16 protein-coding genes, 1 tRNA gene and 1 pseudogene are annotated in these 17,912 nt (G+C 71.1%); 10 read left to right on the forward strand and 8 right to left on the reverse strand.

Annotated features, from left to right (window positions below):
• Positions 1–5: 5 nt before the first annotated feature.
• The gene (locus EO776_RS05130; RefSeq protein WP_241897894.1) at positions 6–1,262 is read right to left on the reverse strand and encodes a PGF-CTERM-anchored ABC transporter substrate-binding protein; all 1,257 of its coding nucleotides are present in this window, start codon (positions 1,260–1,262) and stop codon (positions 6–8) included.
• An 86-nt stretch (positions 1,263–1,348) separates the two neighbouring features.
• Between EO776_RS05130 and btuC the strand changes: the two genes are divergently transcribed.
• From btuC to EO776_RS05160, 6 genes are all read left to right on the forward strand, one after another.
• Positions 1,349–2,515, forward strand: coding sequence for a vitamin B12 ABC transporter permease BtuC (gene btuC / locus EO776_RS05135; RefSeq protein WP_049932834.1), 1,167 nt, complete (start codon positions 1,349–1,351; stop codon positions 2,513–2,515).
• Positions 2,516–2,637: 122 nt separating this feature from the next.
• A complete protein-coding gene (locus EO776_RS05140) occupies positions 2,638–3,810 on the forward strand; it encodes an ATP-binding cassette domain-containing protein (protein WP_394338379.1) in 1,173 nt (390 codons plus the stop codon).
• A gap of 75 nt (positions 3,811–3,885) precedes the next feature.
• Positions 3,886–4,881, forward strand: a complete 996-nt coding sequence (locus EO776_RS05145) for a class I SAM-dependent methyltransferase (protein ID WP_094520415.1) — start codon at positions 3,886–3,888, stop codon at positions 4,879–4,881.
• A gap of 84 nt (positions 4,882–4,965) precedes the next feature.
• Entirely contained in the window at positions 4,966–5,187 is a 222-nt protein-coding gene (locus EO776_RS05150; protein ID WP_049932832.1) for a hypothetical protein, read from the forward strand.
• The gene (locus EO776_RS05155) at positions 5,174–5,563 is read left to right on the forward strand and encodes a peptide ABC transporter ATP-binding protein (protein WP_086216236.1); all 390 of its coding nucleotides are present in this window, start codon (positions 5,174–5,176) and stop codon (positions 5,561–5,563) included. Before EO776_RS05150 ends, EO776_RS05155 begins: the two co-directional genes overlap by 14 nt.
• A gap of 569 nt (positions 5,564–6,132) precedes the next feature.
• Positions 6,133–6,205, forward strand: a tRNA-Thr gene (locus EO776_RS05160).
• A gap of 339 nt (positions 6,206–6,544) precedes the next feature.
• Here the strand turns inward: EO776_RS05160 and EO776_RS05170 are convergent.
• The 3 genes and pseudogenes from EO776_RS05170 to proS form a co-directional block, all read right to left on the reverse strand.
• Positions 6,545–7,786, reverse strand: a pseudogene (locus EO776_RS05170) (helix-turn-helix transcriptional regulator).
• 108 nt (positions 7,787–7,894) lie between these two features.
• A complete protein-coding gene (locus EO776_RS05175) occupies positions 7,895–9,193 on the reverse strand; it encodes a hypothetical protein (protein WP_129452373.1) in 1,299 nt (432 codons plus the stop codon).
• Between the two features lie 152 nt (positions 9,194–9,345).
• On the reverse strand, positions 9,346–10,821 hold the full coding sequence (gene proS, locus EO776_RS05180) for a proline--tRNA ligase (RefSeq protein ID WP_086216640.1): 1,476 nt from the start codon (positions 10,819–10,821) through the stop codon (positions 9,346–9,348).
• Between the two features lie 143 nt (positions 10,822–10,964).
• On the opposite strand from proS, the gene EO776_RS05185 reads away from it, so the two are divergent.
• Positions 10,965–11,564: an NUDIX hydrolase gene (locus EO776_RS05185; RefSeq protein ID WP_049932827.1), complete on the forward strand. Its 600-nt coding sequence runs from the start codon at positions 10,965–10,967 to the stop codon at positions 11,562–11,564.
• A 31-nt stretch (positions 11,565–11,595) separates the two neighbouring features.
• Here EO776_RS05185 and EO776_RS05190 read toward each other — a convergent pair whose 3' ends face one another.
• Together EO776_RS05190 and EO776_RS05195 are read right to left on the reverse strand one after the other, a co-directional pair.
• Positions 11,596–12,111: a DUF371 domain-containing protein gene (locus EO776_RS05190; protein ID WP_094520418.1), complete on the reverse strand. Its 516-nt coding sequence runs from the start codon at positions 12,109–12,111 to the stop codon at positions 11,596–11,598.
• A gap of 72 nt (positions 12,112–12,183) precedes the next feature.
• Entirely contained in the window at positions 12,184–13,014 is an 831-nt protein-coding gene (locus tag EO776_RS05195; protein WP_094520419.1) for an amidohydrolase family protein, read from the reverse strand.
• 137 nt (positions 13,015–13,151) lie between these two features.
• Here EO776_RS05195 and EO776_RS05200 point away from each other — a divergent pair, with 137 nt between their 5' ends.
• Positions 13,152–13,619 (forward strand): GNAT family N-acetyltransferase, encoded by a 468-nt coding sequence (locus EO776_RS05200; protein ID WP_089307856.1) that lies wholly within the window; start codon positions 13,152–13,154, stop codon positions 13,617–13,619.
• A 43-nt stretch (positions 13,620–13,662) separates the two neighbouring features.
• Here the strand turns inward: EO776_RS05200 and EO776_RS05205 are convergent, their stop codons facing one another.
• Both EO776_RS05205 and EO776_RS05210 read right to left on the reverse strand, forming a co-directional pair.
• Positions 13,663–14,850, reverse strand: a complete 1,188-nt coding sequence (locus EO776_RS05205) for a redox-regulated ATPase YchF (RefSeq protein WP_094520420.1) — start codon at positions 14,848–14,850, stop codon at positions 13,663–13,665.
• 315 nt (positions 14,851–15,165) lie between these two features.
• Positions 15,166–16,275, reverse strand: coding sequence for an OBG GTPase family GTP-binding protein (locus EO776_RS05210; protein WP_049932822.1), 1,110 nt, complete (start codon positions 16,273–16,275; stop codon positions 15,166–15,168).
• Between the two features lie 190 nt (positions 16,276–16,465).
• On the opposite strand from EO776_RS05210, the gene EO776_RS05215 reads away from it, so the two are divergent.
• Both EO776_RS05215 and EO776_RS05220 read left to right on the forward strand, forming a co-directional pair.
• A complete protein-coding gene (locus EO776_RS05215) occupies positions 16,466–16,666 on the forward strand; it encodes a VNG_1110C family protein (protein ID WP_049932821.1) in 201 nt (66 codons plus the stop codon).
• Between the two features lie 80 nt (positions 16,667–16,746).
• Positions 16,747–17,907 carry a CapA family protein gene (locus EO776_RS05220; RefSeq protein ID WP_094520421.1) on the forward strand — a complete coding sequence of 387 codons (1,161 nt, stop codon included), beginning with the start codon at positions 16,747–16,749 and terminating at the stop codon, positions 17,905–17,907.
• Positions 17,908–17,912: the final 5 nt, after the last annotated feature.

A 17,912-nucleotide genomic window follows, 5' to 3' on the forward strand; every position in this document is an offset into this window, starting at 1 on the left:
TCGATTCAATCGCGCCGCGCGAGCAGGCCAGTGGCGAGCAGCGCGATCGCGGCCGCGACGACACCAAATCCGGGGACCTCCGCGCCCGTGTCGCCGTCGCTGCCGCCCGCGTCCGTCTCGTTTCCGTTCATGCCGTCGGTCGAGGAGTCGCCGCCGTCCGACGTATCATCGCTCCCGGACGAGTCGCCGTCGGAGGAGCCGTCGTCCGACGACTCGCCGCTCTCGGTGCCGTCCGTCGACTCGCTGCCCTCCTCCTGTAGCTCGACCACCGCGTTCGACAGCGTCGTCGTCGACCGGATCACGCTGCGCGGCGCGGGCTGGTTGAGGTAGTCCACGTTCATCACGACGTAGTTCTCCTCGACGCCAGCGGTCGTGCTGGCGTACGGCTCCTCCGCCAAGATCGCGGCCTCGGGGTCGGTGACCAGGATTAGCTCGGGGTCCGTCTGGAGGATCACCTCGTCGGAGAGCTGCGGGTACGCCTCGTACTCCGCGGCGACGTTGTCGGCGCCCCCGACGTTCATGATCGCGTCGATGAAGGTGTTGTTCGCGGCGACGTAGCCGCCGCCGAGCGGGTAGAGCGCGGCCGGGCGGTCGACGCCGGCGGTCCGGTTCTCCGCGGCGTCGACCGCGTCGTACATCTCCTCGTTCGTCTCGCTCGCGGCGTCGCACGCGCCGACGAGCCGACCGATCGTCTCCGTCTTCTCGGCGATGTCGTCGATCGAGGTCGCGGCCGGGAAGTGGTACACTTTGAGCCCCTGCTCGCGGAGCGGCCCCACGTCGGCGGCCGAGGAGTTCGGCGCCAGCACGAGGTCGGGCTCGGTGTCGACGACGCGCTCGACGCTCGCGCCGAACTCGGCCGAGACGTTCGCACGCTCCTCGGCGCCGTCGAGGTAGAGCGCGAACCGGCTCACGCCGACGACGCGGTCCTGTTCGCCGAGCTCCCACAGCGTCTGCGCGGCCGACGGGTTGAGCGTCGTGATCCGCTCGGGACGCTCCTCCAGCGTTATCGTGGTCCCGGTCGCGTCGGTCGCATTGAGCGGGAAGCCGCAGGCGCCGTCGGTCTGTGCGGGGGCGGCCCCCGCCCCGGCCGCGGACCCGACCGCCGGCTGTGTGCCCGCAGCCGATTGCGCGCCCGCAGCCGGTTGCGCGCCCCCGGTCAACTGCGCGCTCGCGCTCGGTCTGTCCGTCGCTATTGTCGGCTGTGCGCCCGCGGCGGTCCCGGCGACGCCGCCGATCAGGGCGGTCGCCACCAACGCGGCCATCGCAATTGCGAAGCTATTTCACATCGAATTGAGGACCGGACTCGTCCAATAAGTATTTATCTACTACAAGTTGTGTTGGAGAACGCATGCGACCCTGGGCTCGCTCGGCGGCGTGGTCGGCGGCGATAGCCGCGCTGCTGGCAGTCGTCGTCGTCGTCAGCGCCGCGATCGGTCCCGTCCGTATCCCGCCTGAGACGGTGGTGAAGTCGGTGTTGAACGCGCTCGCGGTGCCCTCCGGAATCGAAGCGAGCGCGAGCGGTGTCGGCCCGTTGCCGGTCCCCGGCGTCGGTCCCCTCACGCTCCCCGGCGTCGACCTCGCGTTCGCGTCGCCGTTCGCGTTCCCCGTCGACTCCGTCCACCAGCGGATCGTCGTGGGCGTGCGGCTCCCGCGGATCCTGCTCGCCGCGCTCGTCGGCTTCGCGCTCGCGGCCGCCGGCACGGTGATGCAGGGGTTCTTCCGAAACCCGATGGCCGACCCGTCGATCATCGGCGTCTCGTCGGGCGCGGCGGTCGGCGCGGTGGCGTTCATCGTCTTCCCCGCCGCGCTCTCCGCGACCGTCGCGCTCCCGCTCGTCGGCCCCGTCGAGGTCGCGCTCTCGCGGGGCGCGGGGACGAGCCTCTTCGCGTTCGTCGGCGCGCTGGTCGCCGCCTTCGGCGTGTACGCCATCGCGACCCGGAACGGCCGGACTCCCGTCGCCACCCTCCTGCTCGCCGGCGTCGCGGTCCAGACGTTCCTCGGCGCGGTCGTCTCCTACCTCCAGCTCCAAGCGGGGGAGTCGCTCCGGCAGATCGTCGCGTGGCTGATGGGCCACCTCTCGGGCGCGGCGTGGAGCGAGGTGGCCGTCACCGCCGCCGTCGTGCCGCCGCTGTTCCTCCTGCTGCTCGCGTACGCCCGTGACCTCAACGTCCTCCTGCTCGGCGAGGAGGAGGCACGGGGGCTGGGGATCGCGGTTGAGCGCACGAAGCGGGTGTTGCTCGCTGCCTCGGCGCTCGTCACGGCCGCCGGGGTCGCGTTCGCCGGCGTGATCGGGTTCGTCGGTCTCATCGTCCCCCACATGCTCCGGCTCGTCGTCGGGCCCGACCACCGGACGCTGCTCCCGACCGCGGCACTCGCGGGCGGCACGTTCCTCGTCGCGGCCGACACCGTCGCGCGCTCCGCGGCCGCGGAGTACCCGGTCGGGATCATCACCGCCGCGGTCGGCGCGCCATTCTTCGTCTACCTGCTCGTGACCCGGGAGGTGACGGAGCTGTGAGTGCGGATCCCACCGTCGACGCCGAGACGACGGGCGCGGCCGACTCCGCCGCGTCGGCCGCGGGCGGCGGCGACGGTTCCGAGGCCCTCCCCGACACGGCGCTCTCGTTCGGCGACGCGCCGCTGCTGTCGGCCGCGGACGTGGCCGTCTCGTTCGGCGACCTCGACGTCGTCTCCGGCGTCGACCTCCGGGTCGAGCCCGGCTCGCTCGTCGGCCTCGTCGGGCCCAACGGCGCCGGGAAGACCACCGTGCTGCGCGCGGTGACCGGCGCGGTCGAGCCGGACGCCGGGACCGTGCGCCTCGGCGGCGACCCGGCGTCGTCGCTGTCGGCCCGTGAGGTCGGTCGGCGCGTCGCGAGCGTCCCGCAGACGACGAACCTCTCGTTCGACTTCCGGGTGCGCCACGTCGTCGAGATGGGTCGGACGCCCCACCTCGGGCGCTTCGACGCGCACGGGACCGAGGACGACGCCGCGGTCGACGCCGCGATGGCGGCCGCCGATGTCGAGCGCTTCGCCGACCGGTCGATCACCGAGGTCTCGGGCGGCGAGCGCCAGCGCGTGCTGCTCGCGCGGGCGCTGGCGCAGGCGGCGCCGCTCCTCCTCCTCGACGAGCCGACCGCCAGCCTCGACGTACACCACGCGGTCGAGACGCTCGAACTGGTCCGCGAGTTCGTCGACGGCGGCGACCGGGGAGCGATCGCCGCGATCCACGACCTCGACGCCGCGGCCCGCTACTGCGACGAGGTGGTCGTCATCGCGAACGGCGGGGTTCAGGCCGCCGGGCCGCCCGAGTCGGTGCTATCGGCGTCCGCCGTCGGCGCGGCCTTCGACGCCGAGGCGTTCGTCGGTCGTAACCCGGCCACCGGGACGCCCGCGGTCACTGCGTTCCCGGAGAGCGACGCCGAGCCGCGCAGCGTCCACGTGATCGGCTCGGGGCGGTCGGGCGCGCGCGTCGTCGCCCGGCTGGCCGCCGCGGGCCACGAGCCCTCCGTCGGCGTAGTCCCCGAGGGAGACGCGGCCGCCGGCGCCGCCGCGGACGCGGGCGCGACAGCGGTGACGGCGCCCCCATTCGAGGACCCTTCCCCGGAGGCGCTCGCTGCGGCGCGCGACCTCGCGGCCGACGCCGACGCGACGCTCGTGGTCGCGGCGGACGGCGACGTCGCCCCGACAGCGAACGGCCCGAACGCCGAGGTCGCGGCGGCCGCGGACCGCGTCGTCCCCGTCGCCGACGACGTCGACGACGGGGAGCTGCTCGACGCCGTCGCGGCCGCGAGCGGTGCCGAGCCGGCGGAGTGACTCCGGCCGCTCGGGTCCCCGCCGTCCGGCTCGCGAAGCGTCACCGTTTATTCGCTCGACCGCGTCCCTCCGACGATGAGCGTCCCCTGCGTCGCCGTCGCCCGCGAGCGCGGCGAGACCGTCCGGAGCCGGCTCGCCGACGTCGACGCCCTCGACGGCGACCACCAGATCGCCGTCGACGGCGAGACGATCTACATCCCCGTCGCGGACCGCGAACTAGTGCCCGCTGCGTTCGCCGACCGGATCGTCGAGCGCGACGCCGAGCGACGGGACCGCCCCACGACGCCCGCCGACATCCTGGGATACGAGCCCTCTATCGAGCGGCTCGGTGACATCGTCATCGTCGACGAGGACGACGACGAGCGCGCCCGCGAGATCGCCGACGCCGTCGCGGCCTCCGACGTGCCCTGCGAGACGGTCCTCAACCGCGCGTCGCCGATCGTGGGCGAGTTGCGGGTCCGCTCTTGGGACGTGCTGGTCGGCGACGACACGGAGACGGTCCACCGCGAGTACGGCCACGAGTTCGCGCTCGACGTCGCCGCGGTGTACTTCTCCCCGCGGCTCGCGACCGAGCGTCACCGCGTGGCCGAGCAGGTCGACCCCGGAGAGTCGGCGATCGACATGTTCGCCGGCGTGGGCCCGTACGCGGTACCTATGGCGTCCCGCGGCGCCGACGTGGTCGCCTGCGATCTCAACGAGCGCGCGGTCGAGTACCTCCGCGAGAACGCCGCGCGCAACGGGGTCACCGACCGGGTGACCGCGATCAGCGGCGACGTGCGCGACCTCGCCGACTCCCACGCGGACACCGCCGAACGCCTCGTGATGAACCTCCCCCACTCCGCGGACGAGTTCTTGGACACCGCCGTCGCGCTCGCCGGCGACGACTGCGTGATCCACTACTACGACATCCAACACGAGGACGACCCCTTCGGCCCGGGGCGGCGCGCGATCGAGGCGGCCGCGGGCGACGACTACGCGGTCACCGTCGAGACCGAGCGGGTCGTCCGGTCGTACGCCCCCCACGAGCACAACGTCTGTCTCGACGCTCGCCTGACGCGCGACGCCGACTGATCCGGCCGCTCCGCGCGCCCGACGAACCGAGGCAGACACGTCAGGGAATATACTTATGAGTGTAACTATCTAACATGTCTTCGTATGAGCGACGCCGCAGACCCCGAAGAGCGAATCGACGAGACGACCACGTGGCCGGAGCTGGCGATGGGGCTCTACGACCGCTTGACCGGTCGAAACGCCGAGATACACTACCAGTTCGAGGACATGACCGTCGAGGTGCCGAGCGGGACGGGAGACGACGTCGAACACGCCGAGTGGCGCGTCGACGGCGGCGTCCGCGTCACGACCCGTGAGCGGGACTGAGTCTCACGCCGCCCTCGCAGTCGAGACCGACGACCTGACGCTCTCCGTCGACGGGGTCGATGTGTCGGTCCACGCTACCGAGCGGCGCCTGTTCCTCGAAGTAGAGAGCGTCGGTGACGCCCTCCGCGTCGCCCGCCGCCTCCCGGGCGACGCTGCCTCGGACCTCGCGGTCAGGGAACTGCGACTGGGGGACCTCACCGCCGAGGTCAGGGTCCGCGGACGAACGGTCGCGATCGCGGGCGCCGACGCGCGCCCCGGTCCGGTCTCACACCGCCTCGGCGTCGCGCCCGCCGAGGTGCGCCTCGCGGGGGTCGTCGGCGCCGGATACGGCGGCCTTTCCGCCGCGGTGCGCCGCGCGCGGCGGCTGTTCGCGTAGCGTCGAACGGGACGGAGAGCGGCGGCGCCGCTCGCGATCCGTCGTCGAGACAGCGAAAACGCCGCGCCGCCCCGAGGGGGGTCGGGGCGGAGCGGCCGGGGCCCGTCACATGACAAGCGGCCGCGGCGACGGTCGGCGGACCAGAGGCGATTTTGCGCTTGGCGCGTCGGTGACGCGTTTCACACGGTAGCCGCGGCGGAACGCTACTGGGGATGACGGCCGCGCCGAGTCGCGGTTGGGGAGACGACCGACGAGACCCTTGCCGCCCGGTACGGGCTCCGACCGGGCACGCACCGCCGAGGGATTCGATCCCCGCCGTCTCGGCACGCGGACGGTGTCAGCACATTCAAATTGAAGTCCGAACGAGTATTTAGTCTTTTTCCTTATACAATTGTATTGTGTTCTGGTTTCCTGTGTGTTTATAGATGTAATATGGGAACGATTGTGACGTTCGTCTTATTCGTATCGGGCGCGCGCCACTTCCAGCGCGCGGCTCGGCTCCTGCCGCGTCCCCGTTGCGTCCCCGTTTCGGAACCCTTATTTTTCCGTCCGGGAATTGTGTGATGAGCGCCGGGGTAGCTCAGCTGGCAGAGCGATTCCTTCGTAAGGAATAGGTCGAGGGTTCAAATCCCTCCTCCGGCTCTTCTACCGAATCGTCTTCCGACCGAGAGCCGCGGCCGTGCGCGCCGTCGTCCTCCGTGATCGGCCTCTTTCTGATCGTTCCGTCACCGCTGTGCGATATCAGATTTATATTATCAAAAGAATATTAGGTGTGGGTCTATGTACCATGGAGCCGTATGCGCAGATATGCGACCAGAATACGAGCATCACGGCGAAGAAGTGTACGAGTGTTTCAAATGCGGTCGGCGAACGGACTCGCCGGGCGAGTGCGAGTGTGGCGGTGAACTGTGTCATATCGGCCGTTCCCGGGATCTGTAGCCGGATCTGTCACCGCCTGGTCTCGGCCCGTCGTCGATCCGATCAGTCGCTCCCGGCGGCGTCGTTCCCGTCGCCTCCGTCGGCGTCGCTTCCCCCGGCGTCGTCGCCAACCTCGCTCTCCGCGTCCTCGCCGCTCGCATCCCCGTCCGGCTCGAACTCCGGCAGCGAGAGGACGTTCTCCCGCCCCAGCCGGAAGCCGTCGAGGTCGCCCTCGTCGCGGAGCCCCGTCACCACCTGACTCGTCTTCGCGGCGGTCCAGTCCAGCTCCTCGGCCACCTGCTTCTGTTTCATCCGACCGCCCTGTGACTCGATGAGGCGAAGCACCTGCTCCTCGTTGCTCAACAGGTCGCTGTCGACGGTCGGCGCCGCGTCCGCCTCGTCGTCGCTCTCACCGGAGGTGTCCGCGTCGCCGTCTCCGCCGAGTCCCGACTCGTCGCTTGCGGCAGCCCCGTCACTCGCGGCAGTCTCGTCACTCGCGGCAGTCTCGCTCCCGGCGGTCTCGCTTCCGACCGCCGTGTCGGTCGCGACGACTCCCTCTCCGCCGTCGTCCCCGGCGTTGCGCCGCCGATAGGCGGTTGTTCCGGCGACGACGAGCACGGCGAAGAGAGCGACGAGCCCGGCGGTCGGCACCCCCGAGAGCGGCCCGGCGGGTGCGACCGCGATCCGCGGTTGGCCGGCCGAGAAGTCGACCGGACCGTTTCAGACGACGGACCCCTCCCGGACCTCGCTCGGCTCCGGCGTCGTCTCTCCGAGGCGATACCCGTCCGGCCACGAGACGATAAGCGACGAGGAGCCGTCGAGGAACAGCCCGTCGACTGCGTCGCCGACGCGCAGCCGGTCGCCGTCGACGGCGGCGAAGTTCGTCCACTCGAACCGGTAGGTCAACACGCCGTACGCCTGCGGGAGTTCGCGCCGCTCGGCGGTGACGGTCGCGTTCGACACGGTCATGTTGCGCCCTGTCGCCGACTCGGCGGTCGCCGCGGTCGAGGCCATCCGGTCGCGGAACCGGGCCGTGTACGCGTCCGTGTCGTTCTCCACGTCGGCGCGAAGCTGCTCGAACGCCCGCTCCTCCTCGTCGGTGCCGAGCCGGATCCGGTACTCGACGGTCCATTGCGCGTCGCCGTCCGGTTGGACGGCGACCGCCATCGACACGTCGTCCGGTTCGACGTCCATCTGTGCGAAGCCGCCCTCGAACGGGACCGCGCCCGCGCCGCCGGCGGCGAGGGCGAGACCGACGGCCCCGAGGAGTGCGACGACGGCGAGGAGGACCGGCGCTCGCTTCACGTCCTACGCCACACGGAGAGCCGGTAAATTCCTTCCCATGCGGAACGGCTACGCGGTGCCGCCGCCAGCGGGGCGGCGGGTGTGTGCGGGTTCACGGCGCCACCGACTTCACGCATCGAGGCGAGACGGACTGCCGACGGTCGTCGGCGGGGCGCCCGCGCCGCCGCTCGAACTGTTTCCGTCGGGGCCGCCGCTCGGACCGTTTCCGTCGGAGGCGCCGCTCGAACTGCCTCCGTCAGAGCTATCGTTGCTCGAACTGTCTCCGTCGGAGGCGTCATCGCTTGAACCGTTTCCGTCGGAGGCGTCATCGCTTGAACCGTTTCCGTCGGAGGCGTCATCGCTTGAACCGTTTCCGTCGGAGGCGTCATCGCTTGAACCGTTTCCGTCGGAGGCGTCATCGCTCGGCCCGCTTTCACCCCCAGGTTCGCTCCCCGGGTCAGTCGGACCGCCGGTCGACGCGTTGCCGGCTCCGCCGCCGGTCGCGGTGCCGGATCCCGGGGGGTCGGACCGGTTCGGGCCGTCCGCGGCGACGGCTCCGGTCCCGTTCGCGCTCCCCGACGCCGGCGGTCCGACGGACCCGTTACCGGGCTCACCGCCCGGACCCTTTCCCGAACCGGCCCCGGGCGTTCCCATCGATCCGTTCCCCGAGCTCGCTCCCGGCGGCCCGGCCGATCGATTTCCCGAATCTCCTCCGGGCCGCCCCATCCCGGGTGAGCCGGCGTCGACGGGCGGGCCGCGTGCGGTCCCGTTGCCCGGCGGGCCGCGCCGCCCGGGGGCGACCGGTCCGCCGACGTCTTTGCCCGCCACGCCGCGGGCGATGGCGGCGACCTCGGGGCCGCTGAGTTCGTTCGCGCGCTCGCGCAGCGTCGCCAGCCGCTCGTTGTCGACGCCCGTCTCGTTCCGGACGGCGGCGGGGAGTTCGGCGGCCGCGCTCGCGCTCCGGTTCAGCCCCCGCGAGAGCGTCTCGATCCGCGCGATCGTCGTCGCCATCCGCGCGGCGTACGCGCCCTGACTCAGCTCCCCGGCCTCGCGGCGCTCGCGGAGCTCGTCCTGTCGCTGTTCCAGCTCCGCGAGGCGCTCCGCGGTCCGGTTCAGCCGCTCCGCGACGACGGCGGCGCGGCTCTCGTTGGTCTCGGACTCCCGGAGCGCGACCTCGAACGCTCGCGATTCGACCTCGCCCTCGATCTCCGCGCCCTGAACGCCGACGACGCCGGCGAGCCGCTCGCCGGGACTGAGGTCGCCCGTCGCGTTCACGCCGCTCGCGCTCTCGGCGCCCGAGTCCCCACCGCTCCCGTTCTCCGGGTCGGTCTGTGCGGTCACCATGCCCGCCGGCGCGGCGGCGGCGGCTCCGACGATCAGGGCCGCGGCGACGGCCGCGACGACGAGACTCGCAATCCAGCGGTTCATTACCGGCGTTTATGCCCTCCGATCGTATATATCCGGAACTCCGTTAAGCCGGATCAACGCGGATTAATCGCCCGACGAGACCGGGACGGCTCGATTCCTGAAAAACGAGTGACAACTGCGGGTCGCCTCCGCGGAGGACGCGCCGTCGCGACTCAGTACGTCTTCGCGAAGTACGCCGTCCGCTCGGCGGCGTCGTCGCACATCGCGCACGTCTCCTCGTGGTCCCCGTCGGCGAGGGGGTCCTCGTCGTCGAACGGGACCATCACGATCTCGGCGGCCATCGGTTCCTTGATCGGCTCCTCGCAGGCCTCGTCGCCGCACCACGGCGCCTTCACGTAGCCGCCGTGCTGGCCGAGCGTGCCGAGGATCTCGGCGCGGTCGTCGGCCTCGCGCACGCCGTCGTCGAGGGTCTCCTCCGCGGTCGCGTACAGCTTGGCGTATATCTCGTCGAACTGGTCGCGGACGGTCTCGGCGACGGCCTCGCGGTCGACCTCGACGCTCTCGCCGTCGGGCCGGTGGACCAGCGTGAGCTCCTCGTCGTCGACCTCGTGGGGACCGATCTCGATCCGGAGAGGGATCCCGTTAAGCTCGTGTTCGTTGAACTTGAACCCGGGGTTGCGCTCGTCGCGGTCGTCGAGCTCGACCCGGATCCCGGCATCGTCGAGGTCGTCGGCCACGCCCTCGGCGTAGTCGAGGACGTCTTCTTTCGTGTCCTCCTGCCAGATGGGGACGACGACGACCTGCGTGGGCGCGACCGTGTGAGGCAAGACGAGCCCCTGCTCGTCGGAGTGGGTCATGATCAGCGCGCCCAGCGCGCGCCACGAGAGCCCCCACGAGGTGGTGTGGGCGACGCGCTCCTCCTCGTCCTCGTCCGAGTAGGTGATGTCGAACGCCTCGGCGAACGACTGCCCGAGGTGGTGGGAGGTGCCCGCCTGGACCGACTTCCCGTCGGGCATCAGCGCCTCGACGGTCGTCGTCGTGTCCGCGCCGGGGAACTTGTCGTGGTCCGGCTTCTGCCCCTTCAGGACGGGCATCGCCAGCAGGTCGTCGTAGACGGACTCGTACTGGTCGAGCCGGGTCATCGTCTCCGCCCACGCGTCCTCGCGGGTCGCGTGCGCCGTGTGGCCCTCCTGCCACAGGAACTCCTTCGTCCGGAAGAAGGGCTTCGTCTCTGTCGCCTCCCAGCGCACGACCGAGCACCACTGGTTCACGCGCAGCGGGAGGTCGCGGTGGCTCCGCACCCACTGGCTGATGTACGGCGTGATGATCGATTCGGAGGTGGGCCGGACCGCGAGCCGCTCCTCGAGCTCCTTGTTGCCCGCCTCGTCGACCCACGCCACCTCGGGATCGAACCCCTCGACGATGTCCTTCTCCCGTTCGAGGTACGACTCGGGGATGAACATCGGGAAGTAGGCGTTCTGGACGCCGGTGTCCTTGAACTTCGCGTCGAGGAACCCCTGGAGCCGCTCCCAGACCGCGTACGCCCGCGGACGGGTGACGATGAAGCCGCTCATCCCCTCCGGCCCGTAGTCGGCGAGGCCGGCCTTTCGTACGACCTCGGCGTACCACTCGCCCGTGTTGTGCGTCTTGGACTCGGTGATCCCGAGCTCTTGGTCGTCGTCGCTCATTACTCTCGAAAGCGGGTGTCGCGGGCTTAAAAGGTCCGAACCCGACCGCAGCGCCGCGTCCGCCCCGAACGTGTACCCCGGTCACGTCCCGCACAGATGGAATCCGGGGAAACGTTAACCGCCTCGCGTCGCCTACGTCGCCCATGGACCTGTCGGGGGTGCGCCGCCACGCGCCGCAGTCGCTCGCCGGGCGGCGCGAGGCGGCCGTGTTGGCGCCGGTGATCGCGCGCGACGGCGACGCCCACCTGCTGTTCACCAAGCGCGCCGCGCACCTCGGCGAGCACCCCGGACAGATGAGCTTCCCCGGGGGCGGCCGCGAGCCGATCGACCGGACGCTGACGGACACCGCGCTGCGCGAGGCCGACGAGGAGGTCGGGATGCGGTCGTCGGAGGTCGACGTGATCGGCCGGCTCGACGACACGCGCACCTCGTCGCAGTACGCGGTCCGGCCGTTCGTCGGCGTCGCACCCGACCGCGAGTACGTCCCGGATGAGTCGGAGGTCGCGGAGGTGGCGGTCCTCCCGGTCGACGCGCTCACCGACCCCGCGAACTACGAGTCGGAACGCCGCGTCGACCACCCGGAGTACGGCGACCACCGCGTCCACTACTTCCACGTCGGCGGCTACACCGTCTGGGGCGTGACGGGCCGGATGGTGGTACAGCTACTGGAGCGGACGACCGACTGGCGCGCGCCCGCCGAGCCCGACCGCGTGGTCGGGGCGGACGCCGAGCTCCCGATTTAGCCATTCGTGGACGACGGCGTGGCCGGCCGCGTCACTCGGCGGGCTCGACTTCGAGCCGCAGCGTGAGGTCGGCCCCGTCGGCCAGCGTGGCGACGAGGTCGCGGTCGAGGTCGGCGGCGGCGCCGTCGCCGTCGACGAGGATCGTCCGCTCGTCGTCCGTGTAGTCGCTCGTCCGACCGACCATCGAGCGGTCGTCGAGCAGCGCGAGGTCCGGGTCGCCTCGGCCGGTGATCGTCTGCTCGAACGTCTCGTCGCCCGCGTCGACGACGAGCGTCGCCTCGATCGTCGCGTCCGCGTCCCGACACGCCTCGCGGAACTCGGCCGAAAAGTCTCGGGGGGTCCGGTCGGCCTCGACGCCGACGATACAGTCCCCCGCCGGGGTGAGCCAGTCGTCGGTCGTGAGTTCGAACGTGCTCGCGTGCTCGGCGGAGACGTGCTCGTGGCCCGTCGCGCGGACGACTTCGACGCGGGTGTCGTCGACGTCGCGCTCGCCGTCGTCGAGGGCGTCGCCCGCGGCGGGCTCGCTCGGGGCGTCTGCGTCGCTCATGCTCGCCGGTCGGCCGCGGCGCGACAAGTGGCCGTCGCTTCGGCGGCGAAGGCGGAGCCCGGGACTCCCGCCTCAGACGTCGGCGCCCTCGGCGAGCGCCGGGACGAGCCGGGCGGGGTTCTTCGCCAGCACGCGACGCATCAGGTCCTCGGAGACGTCGAGCGTGAGCACCTCCATCACGCCGACGTTCGGGTGGACGTCGGGCGCCCCAGAGCCGAAGAGGACGCGGTCGGGGTGTTCCAACACGCCGCGTTCGAGCACCTCTCGGTAGCGCACGGCGCTCGTGTCGACGTACACCCGGTCGTACTCGTCGAGCAGGTCCAGCGTCTCGTTCATCAGGTCGGCGTCCAGCGGGTAGCCGCCGAAGCTCCCCAGCACGACCGGCAGGTCGTAGTCCAGCAGCTCCGTCTCGACCGCCTCGGGCGGGAATTTCCGGCCGGCGTAGACGAAGAGTGGGAGGTCGGCGTCCTCCAGCCGCGTCAGCACGTCCTCGTTCGGCAGCCCGTCGACGTGGGGGGCCAGCGTGAAGCCGTGGAAGCGGTCGTCGTAGGAGTACTGCTCGACGTCGTCCGGCCGGGCGTGGTGGTCGCCGCGCTCGGCGCGGAGGTTCCGGACCGCCGACACGGGCCCGGTCCCCGGGTCGCGGGGGCCGTTGAGCCGGGCGAACGCGACGAACGGGCGGTCGATCGACAGGCGCGCGACCGCGTTGTTCGCGCGGAGGTAGCTCCGCCCGGCGGCGCGCTGGCCGGGGCTCGCGACCGCGCGGACGATCCCGGCCTGGAGCATTTCCCGTTCCAGTCGCTCCGGCGAGATGTCCCGCCCGTGGGTGGCGACCGACGACTCGTCGGGGTCGAGGGTCGCGCGGGTGTCGACGATCCGGAAGTCGTGTTCGAGCCCGAGCATGGCCGCTCTCTACCCGTCCGTCTCGGGCGATCCGGATGTGCCTGTCGGTCGCACGGCGGCGGGCGACGGGGACCAAGGCACGCGACGCCGTCGCACGCGGAGCCAAGGCTGAAGACTCCTCGCCACGCCGAGCCGACATGGAACTCGTCGAAGCCGACGAGGGTGACCTCGGCGCGCTCGCCGACAGGTGGTACGACCTCGCGACGGCGATGGAGGCGTACTCGTCGCTGAACGAGATACGCCACGAGGACGCCGGGGCGGTCGCGGACGACGGCTTCCGCGCGCACCTCGACGACCCGTCGGTGACCGACTACCTCGTCGCCGTCGACGGCGAGACGGTCGGGTTCACCACCCTCGAAACGGGCACCCGGCCCGCCCGAGAGCGGGGCCGGTACCTCGATATCGTGAACCTCGAAATCGACGCGGAACACCGGAACGAGGGGTACGGCACCGCGGTCGTCGAGCGGGTCGAGGAGTTGGCCCGCGAGGCGGACCGCGACTACCTCACCGTCTCCTGCGAGTGGGGCAACGACGGCGCGCGGCGCTTCTACCGGGACGCGGGCTTCGAGCCCAAGCAGGTGACGTACGCGCGGTCGGTGGAGTGAAGCGAGGGGGCGATGCGCCCATCGACGCCCGCCGCGGTCCCGATTAGGGTCCGGCGGTCGAGACGATCTTCACCACGTCGCCTTCGGTCAGCTCGTGGTCCTCGCCGATCCGGCGCGAAGCGCGCGCGTCGACCGCGTGGAGGTACCCTTCGCCGATGTCCGAGTGGACCGCGTACGCGAGGTCCCGCGGGGTCGACCCCGCGGGCAGGAGGAACGCGTCCGGGAGGACGTTGCCCGTGCCGTCCGTCCACTTGCCGGCGTCCTGGACTGGGTAGGCCGTGATCCGGTCGAGCAGGTCGTAGACGGCCGCGTTCAGCGCCGACTGAACGCCCGTTCCGTCGTGGGCCGTCATCGACTCGCGGAGGGCGTCGAGGCCGGCGCGCTGGTCGTCGGAGACGTCGCCGACGATCTCGAACGACCCGTCGCCCGGGTCGTAGTCGACGACGCCGGCGTCGGCGGCGCGGCGCAGTGCCAGTTCTCCGTCGGTGGTCGCCGGGACCACGGGCTTGTCCGTCCCCTCGCGGATCCGCTCGACCGCGTCGTCGGGGGCCGCGTCGACCTTGTTCGCGACGACGACGATGGGCTTGGTGCGCCGGCGGACCGCCCGCGCGAGCGCCTCGCGGTCGTCGTCGGTCCACGCCTTCGGATCGTCGGGGTACTCCAAGCCGCGCAGCACCGCGGTCACGTCCCGCTCGGTCGCGCCGAAGCCGGTGAGCATGTCCGAGAGCGCGGCTTCGAGGTCGAAGTCCGGCGAGCGCGACTTCCGCTCGACGCTCTCCCAGTTGCGGTCGACGATGCCGGCGAGCCACAGGTCCATCTCCTCCTCGACGAAGTCCACGTCGTCGAGGGGGTCGTGGCTCCCGACCTCGACCGGTTCGCCTTCGGCGTTCGTGGCCCCCGAGGCGTCGACAACGTTCAGGACGACGTCCGCGTTCGTCAGTTCGTCGAGGAACTGGTTGCCGAGGCCCTTCCCCTCGTGCGCGCCGGGGACCAGTCCCGCCACGTCGAGCAGTTCGATCGGGACGTAGCGCTTCCCGTCGCGACAGTTCTCGTTCTCGCAGCGCTCGTCGCGGTCGAGACACGGGCAGCGCGTCCGGACGTGGGTCACCCCGCGGTTGGCGTCGATGGTCGTGAACGGATAGTTCGCGACGTCGACGTCGGCCATCGTGGCGGCGGTGTAGAAGGTGGACTTGCCGGCGTTCGGCTTGCCCGCGAGCGCGACCGTGAGCATACCCGACGGTCGCGGCCCCGCGAAAAGCGCCTTTCGGTCGGGCGCGGAGACGTATCGAATATGAGCCGGTCCGATGGTGCGGTGGCGCGCGCCTCCGAGCGCCAATGGGGCGCGAGGAGCGCGTGCGAGGTCGCCGGCGCTACGCGCCGGCTGCCAGAGGGACCGACGGTCCCTCGCTGGTGTCGGGCGGCCGGAGCGAAGCGGCGGCCGGCCGACGCGGCTGGGGCTTTGGCGGCAGTCCCCGTCGACTCGCTGGCCGCGTCTCACGAAGGGTGGAATTTCAAGCGGCTTTACTGCCGCCGTCAGGTCGAAAATCTACTTCCGCGCGACTATCCGCAGCACGTCCTCGTCCGCCAGCTCGTGGCTCTTCCCGACCTGCTGGTCGTCGTGCTTGGCGCTCTCGCCCGAGACGCGCGCGAACTTGAACCGCTCGTCGAGTTCGCCGCCCAGCTTCGTACAGGCGTCGCCGACGGTGTCGCCCTCGAAGAGGATGAGCGGCTCCTCGTAGTCCACGCCGCGCCCCGGCTTGTCCATATAAATCCGAATAACCCCGAGTTCCTCCCAGAGCCGCTCTTTGAGCCCGTCGAGGCCGAGCTCCTTCTCGGCCGAGATGAAGAGCACGTCGTCGGGGTCGAGGTCGCGGTCGCGGAGTTCCTCCTTCACGGTCGGCAGGTAGCTCTTTTCGATGAGGTCCGCCTTGTTGACGGTGACCATCGAGGGGAGGTACTCGCGGTTGTCCATCACGGCGTCGACGAGCTCGTCGATCGTGAGGTCGTGGGGGATGGTGACCTTCGCGTTGACGTAGCCGTACTCGCGGAGGACCTGCTTGATCGTCTCCTCGTCGAGGCTCACGTCGTCGCTCATCGTCACGCCGAGCCCGTCCTTGTGGGTCTTCCGGATGTTGATGTTCGGCGGGTCGGTGTCGAGGCGGATGTTCGTCGCGTACAGCTCCTCGCGCAGGCGGTCGTACTGCTCGATCTCGAAGACCGAGAGCATGAACACGACCAGGTCCGCGGTCCGGACGACCGAGAGGACCTCCTTCCCGCCGCCGCGGCCGCCCGCCGCGCCCTCGATCAGCCCCGGCACGTCGAGGATCTGGATGTTCGCGCCGCGGTACTGCAGCATGCCCGGATTGACGTCGAGGGTCGTGAACTCGTAGGAGCCGACCTCGCTGTCGGCGTTGGTGAGGGCGTTGATGAGGGTCGACTTGCCGACGCTCGGGAACCCGACCAAGGCCACCGTGGCGTCACCGTGCTTCTCGACCGCGTAGCCGTGGCCGCCGCCGGCGGAGGACTGGTTCTCCAGCTTCTCCTTTTTCTCCGCGAGCTTCGCCTTCAGGCGCCCGATGTGGGCCTCCGTGGCCTTGTTGTAGGGCGTGTTGGCGATCTCCTCGCGGAGGTCTTCGATTTCCTCCTCCAGTCCCATTACCCGTCTCTCGGCCGCTCGGCTCGTTAAAGGTGTTCCTTCGGATCGCCGGGCCGTCGTCGGGTCGCCGCCGCGAATCGAATCCCCCGACAGCGGTCCGCGAACGGGGGCGTCGCCGCCGAACGAGTGGTTGGCGCGCCGATACTTCGACACGGTTATATCGACGACGAATAATCACTCGGCACGCCGAATGCCAGATCCGTCGAGCCTCCGCGACAGTACGCAGATCGTCCTCCCGCGCCACGCGCTCGACGGCCACCGGGAGTGCCTCGAAGACCGGTTCACGGTCACCGTCGTCGAGACGGCGGAACGGTACCGGATCATCGGCAGCCCGGTCGAAATCAAGGCCGCGAGCGACTACCTCACGCGCAACGGCGTCGCCGTCGCGTGACGCGCTCCCGACGACGCCCCTCTCCCCTCCTTCTGCCCCGTCCGGAGCGTTGAAGTCGCCGCTCTCCGAGACCCCGGACGATGGTCACCCGTCGGACGGTCCTCGCCTCCGGCGTCGCCGGAATCAGCGCGGTCGCCGGCTGTGCGGGGGGCTCCTCGCCCGCGAACGCTGACGACCGCGGCGGAGCCGACGCGGGCGGCACCGACGGCGACGCCGGAAACGGAACCGCCGCCCGAATCGGCCTCGTCGGCGACCTGATGCTCGGACGGAGCGTCGCCAACCGCTGGGCGGATGCCGACGATCCGACGGCGGTTTGGGGGTCGACGCTCCCGCGACTCCGCGACCTCGACGCGTTCGTCGGCAACTTGGAGTGTTGCGTCTCCGACCGCGGCGGCCGCTGGCCGGACAAGACGTACTACTTCCGGTCGCCGCCGTCGTTCGCGGTGCCCGCGCTGGAGGCGGCGGGGGTGTCGTTCGTCTCGCTCGCCAACAACCACGTCCTCGACTACCGGGAGCCGGCCCTCCGCGACACTCGGCGGCACCTCGCCGACGCCGGAATCGCCCGTGCGGGCGCCGGCGAAAACGCCGCCGGGGCGCTCGCCCCAGCGACGTTCGAGGCGGGCGACCTCACCGTGGCCGCGTTCGGCCTCACCGACCAGTCCGCGGCGTTCGCGGCGACCGACGCCGACCCGGGTACGGCGTTCGCGCGGCTCGACCCCGGCGTGCGCGAGACGCGCGCCCTCGTCGGCGACGCACTCGACCGCGTCGCCGAGGCGGACCCGGACCTCGTCGTCGCCTCGCTCCACTGGGGCGCGAACTGGGAGACCGAACCGCGCGCGGTCCACGAGCGGTTCGGGCGCTGGCTCGTCGAACTCGGCGTCGACGTCGTCCACGGCCACAGCGCGCACGTCCTCCAGGGCGTCGAGGTACACGATGGGTCTCCGATCGTCTACGACGCCGGCGACTTCGTCGACGACTACGTCAGCTACCGCGACCGGGAGGGGGTGTACAACAAGCGGAGCGCGCTCTTCGAACTCGTCGTCCGCGACGGGGACCTCGTCGCCCTCGACGTCGTCCCGACCAAAATCGCCGACGAGGTCGCGGCGCTGGCGGACGACGAGGTCGCCGAGTGGGTCCGAGAGACGGTCGCCGAGCGCTCCGCGGCGTTCGGGACCGCGGTCGAGGGGCTCGGCGGCGAACTGCCCGACGGCCGCCTGCGGATCCCGCTGGGCGACGGGTAGCCGGC

This window comes from Halorubrum ezzemoulense (genome assembly GCF_004126515.1).
GTDB lineage: Archaea > Halobacteriota > Halobacteria > Halobacteriales > Haloferacaceae > Halorubrum > Halorubrum ezzemoulense.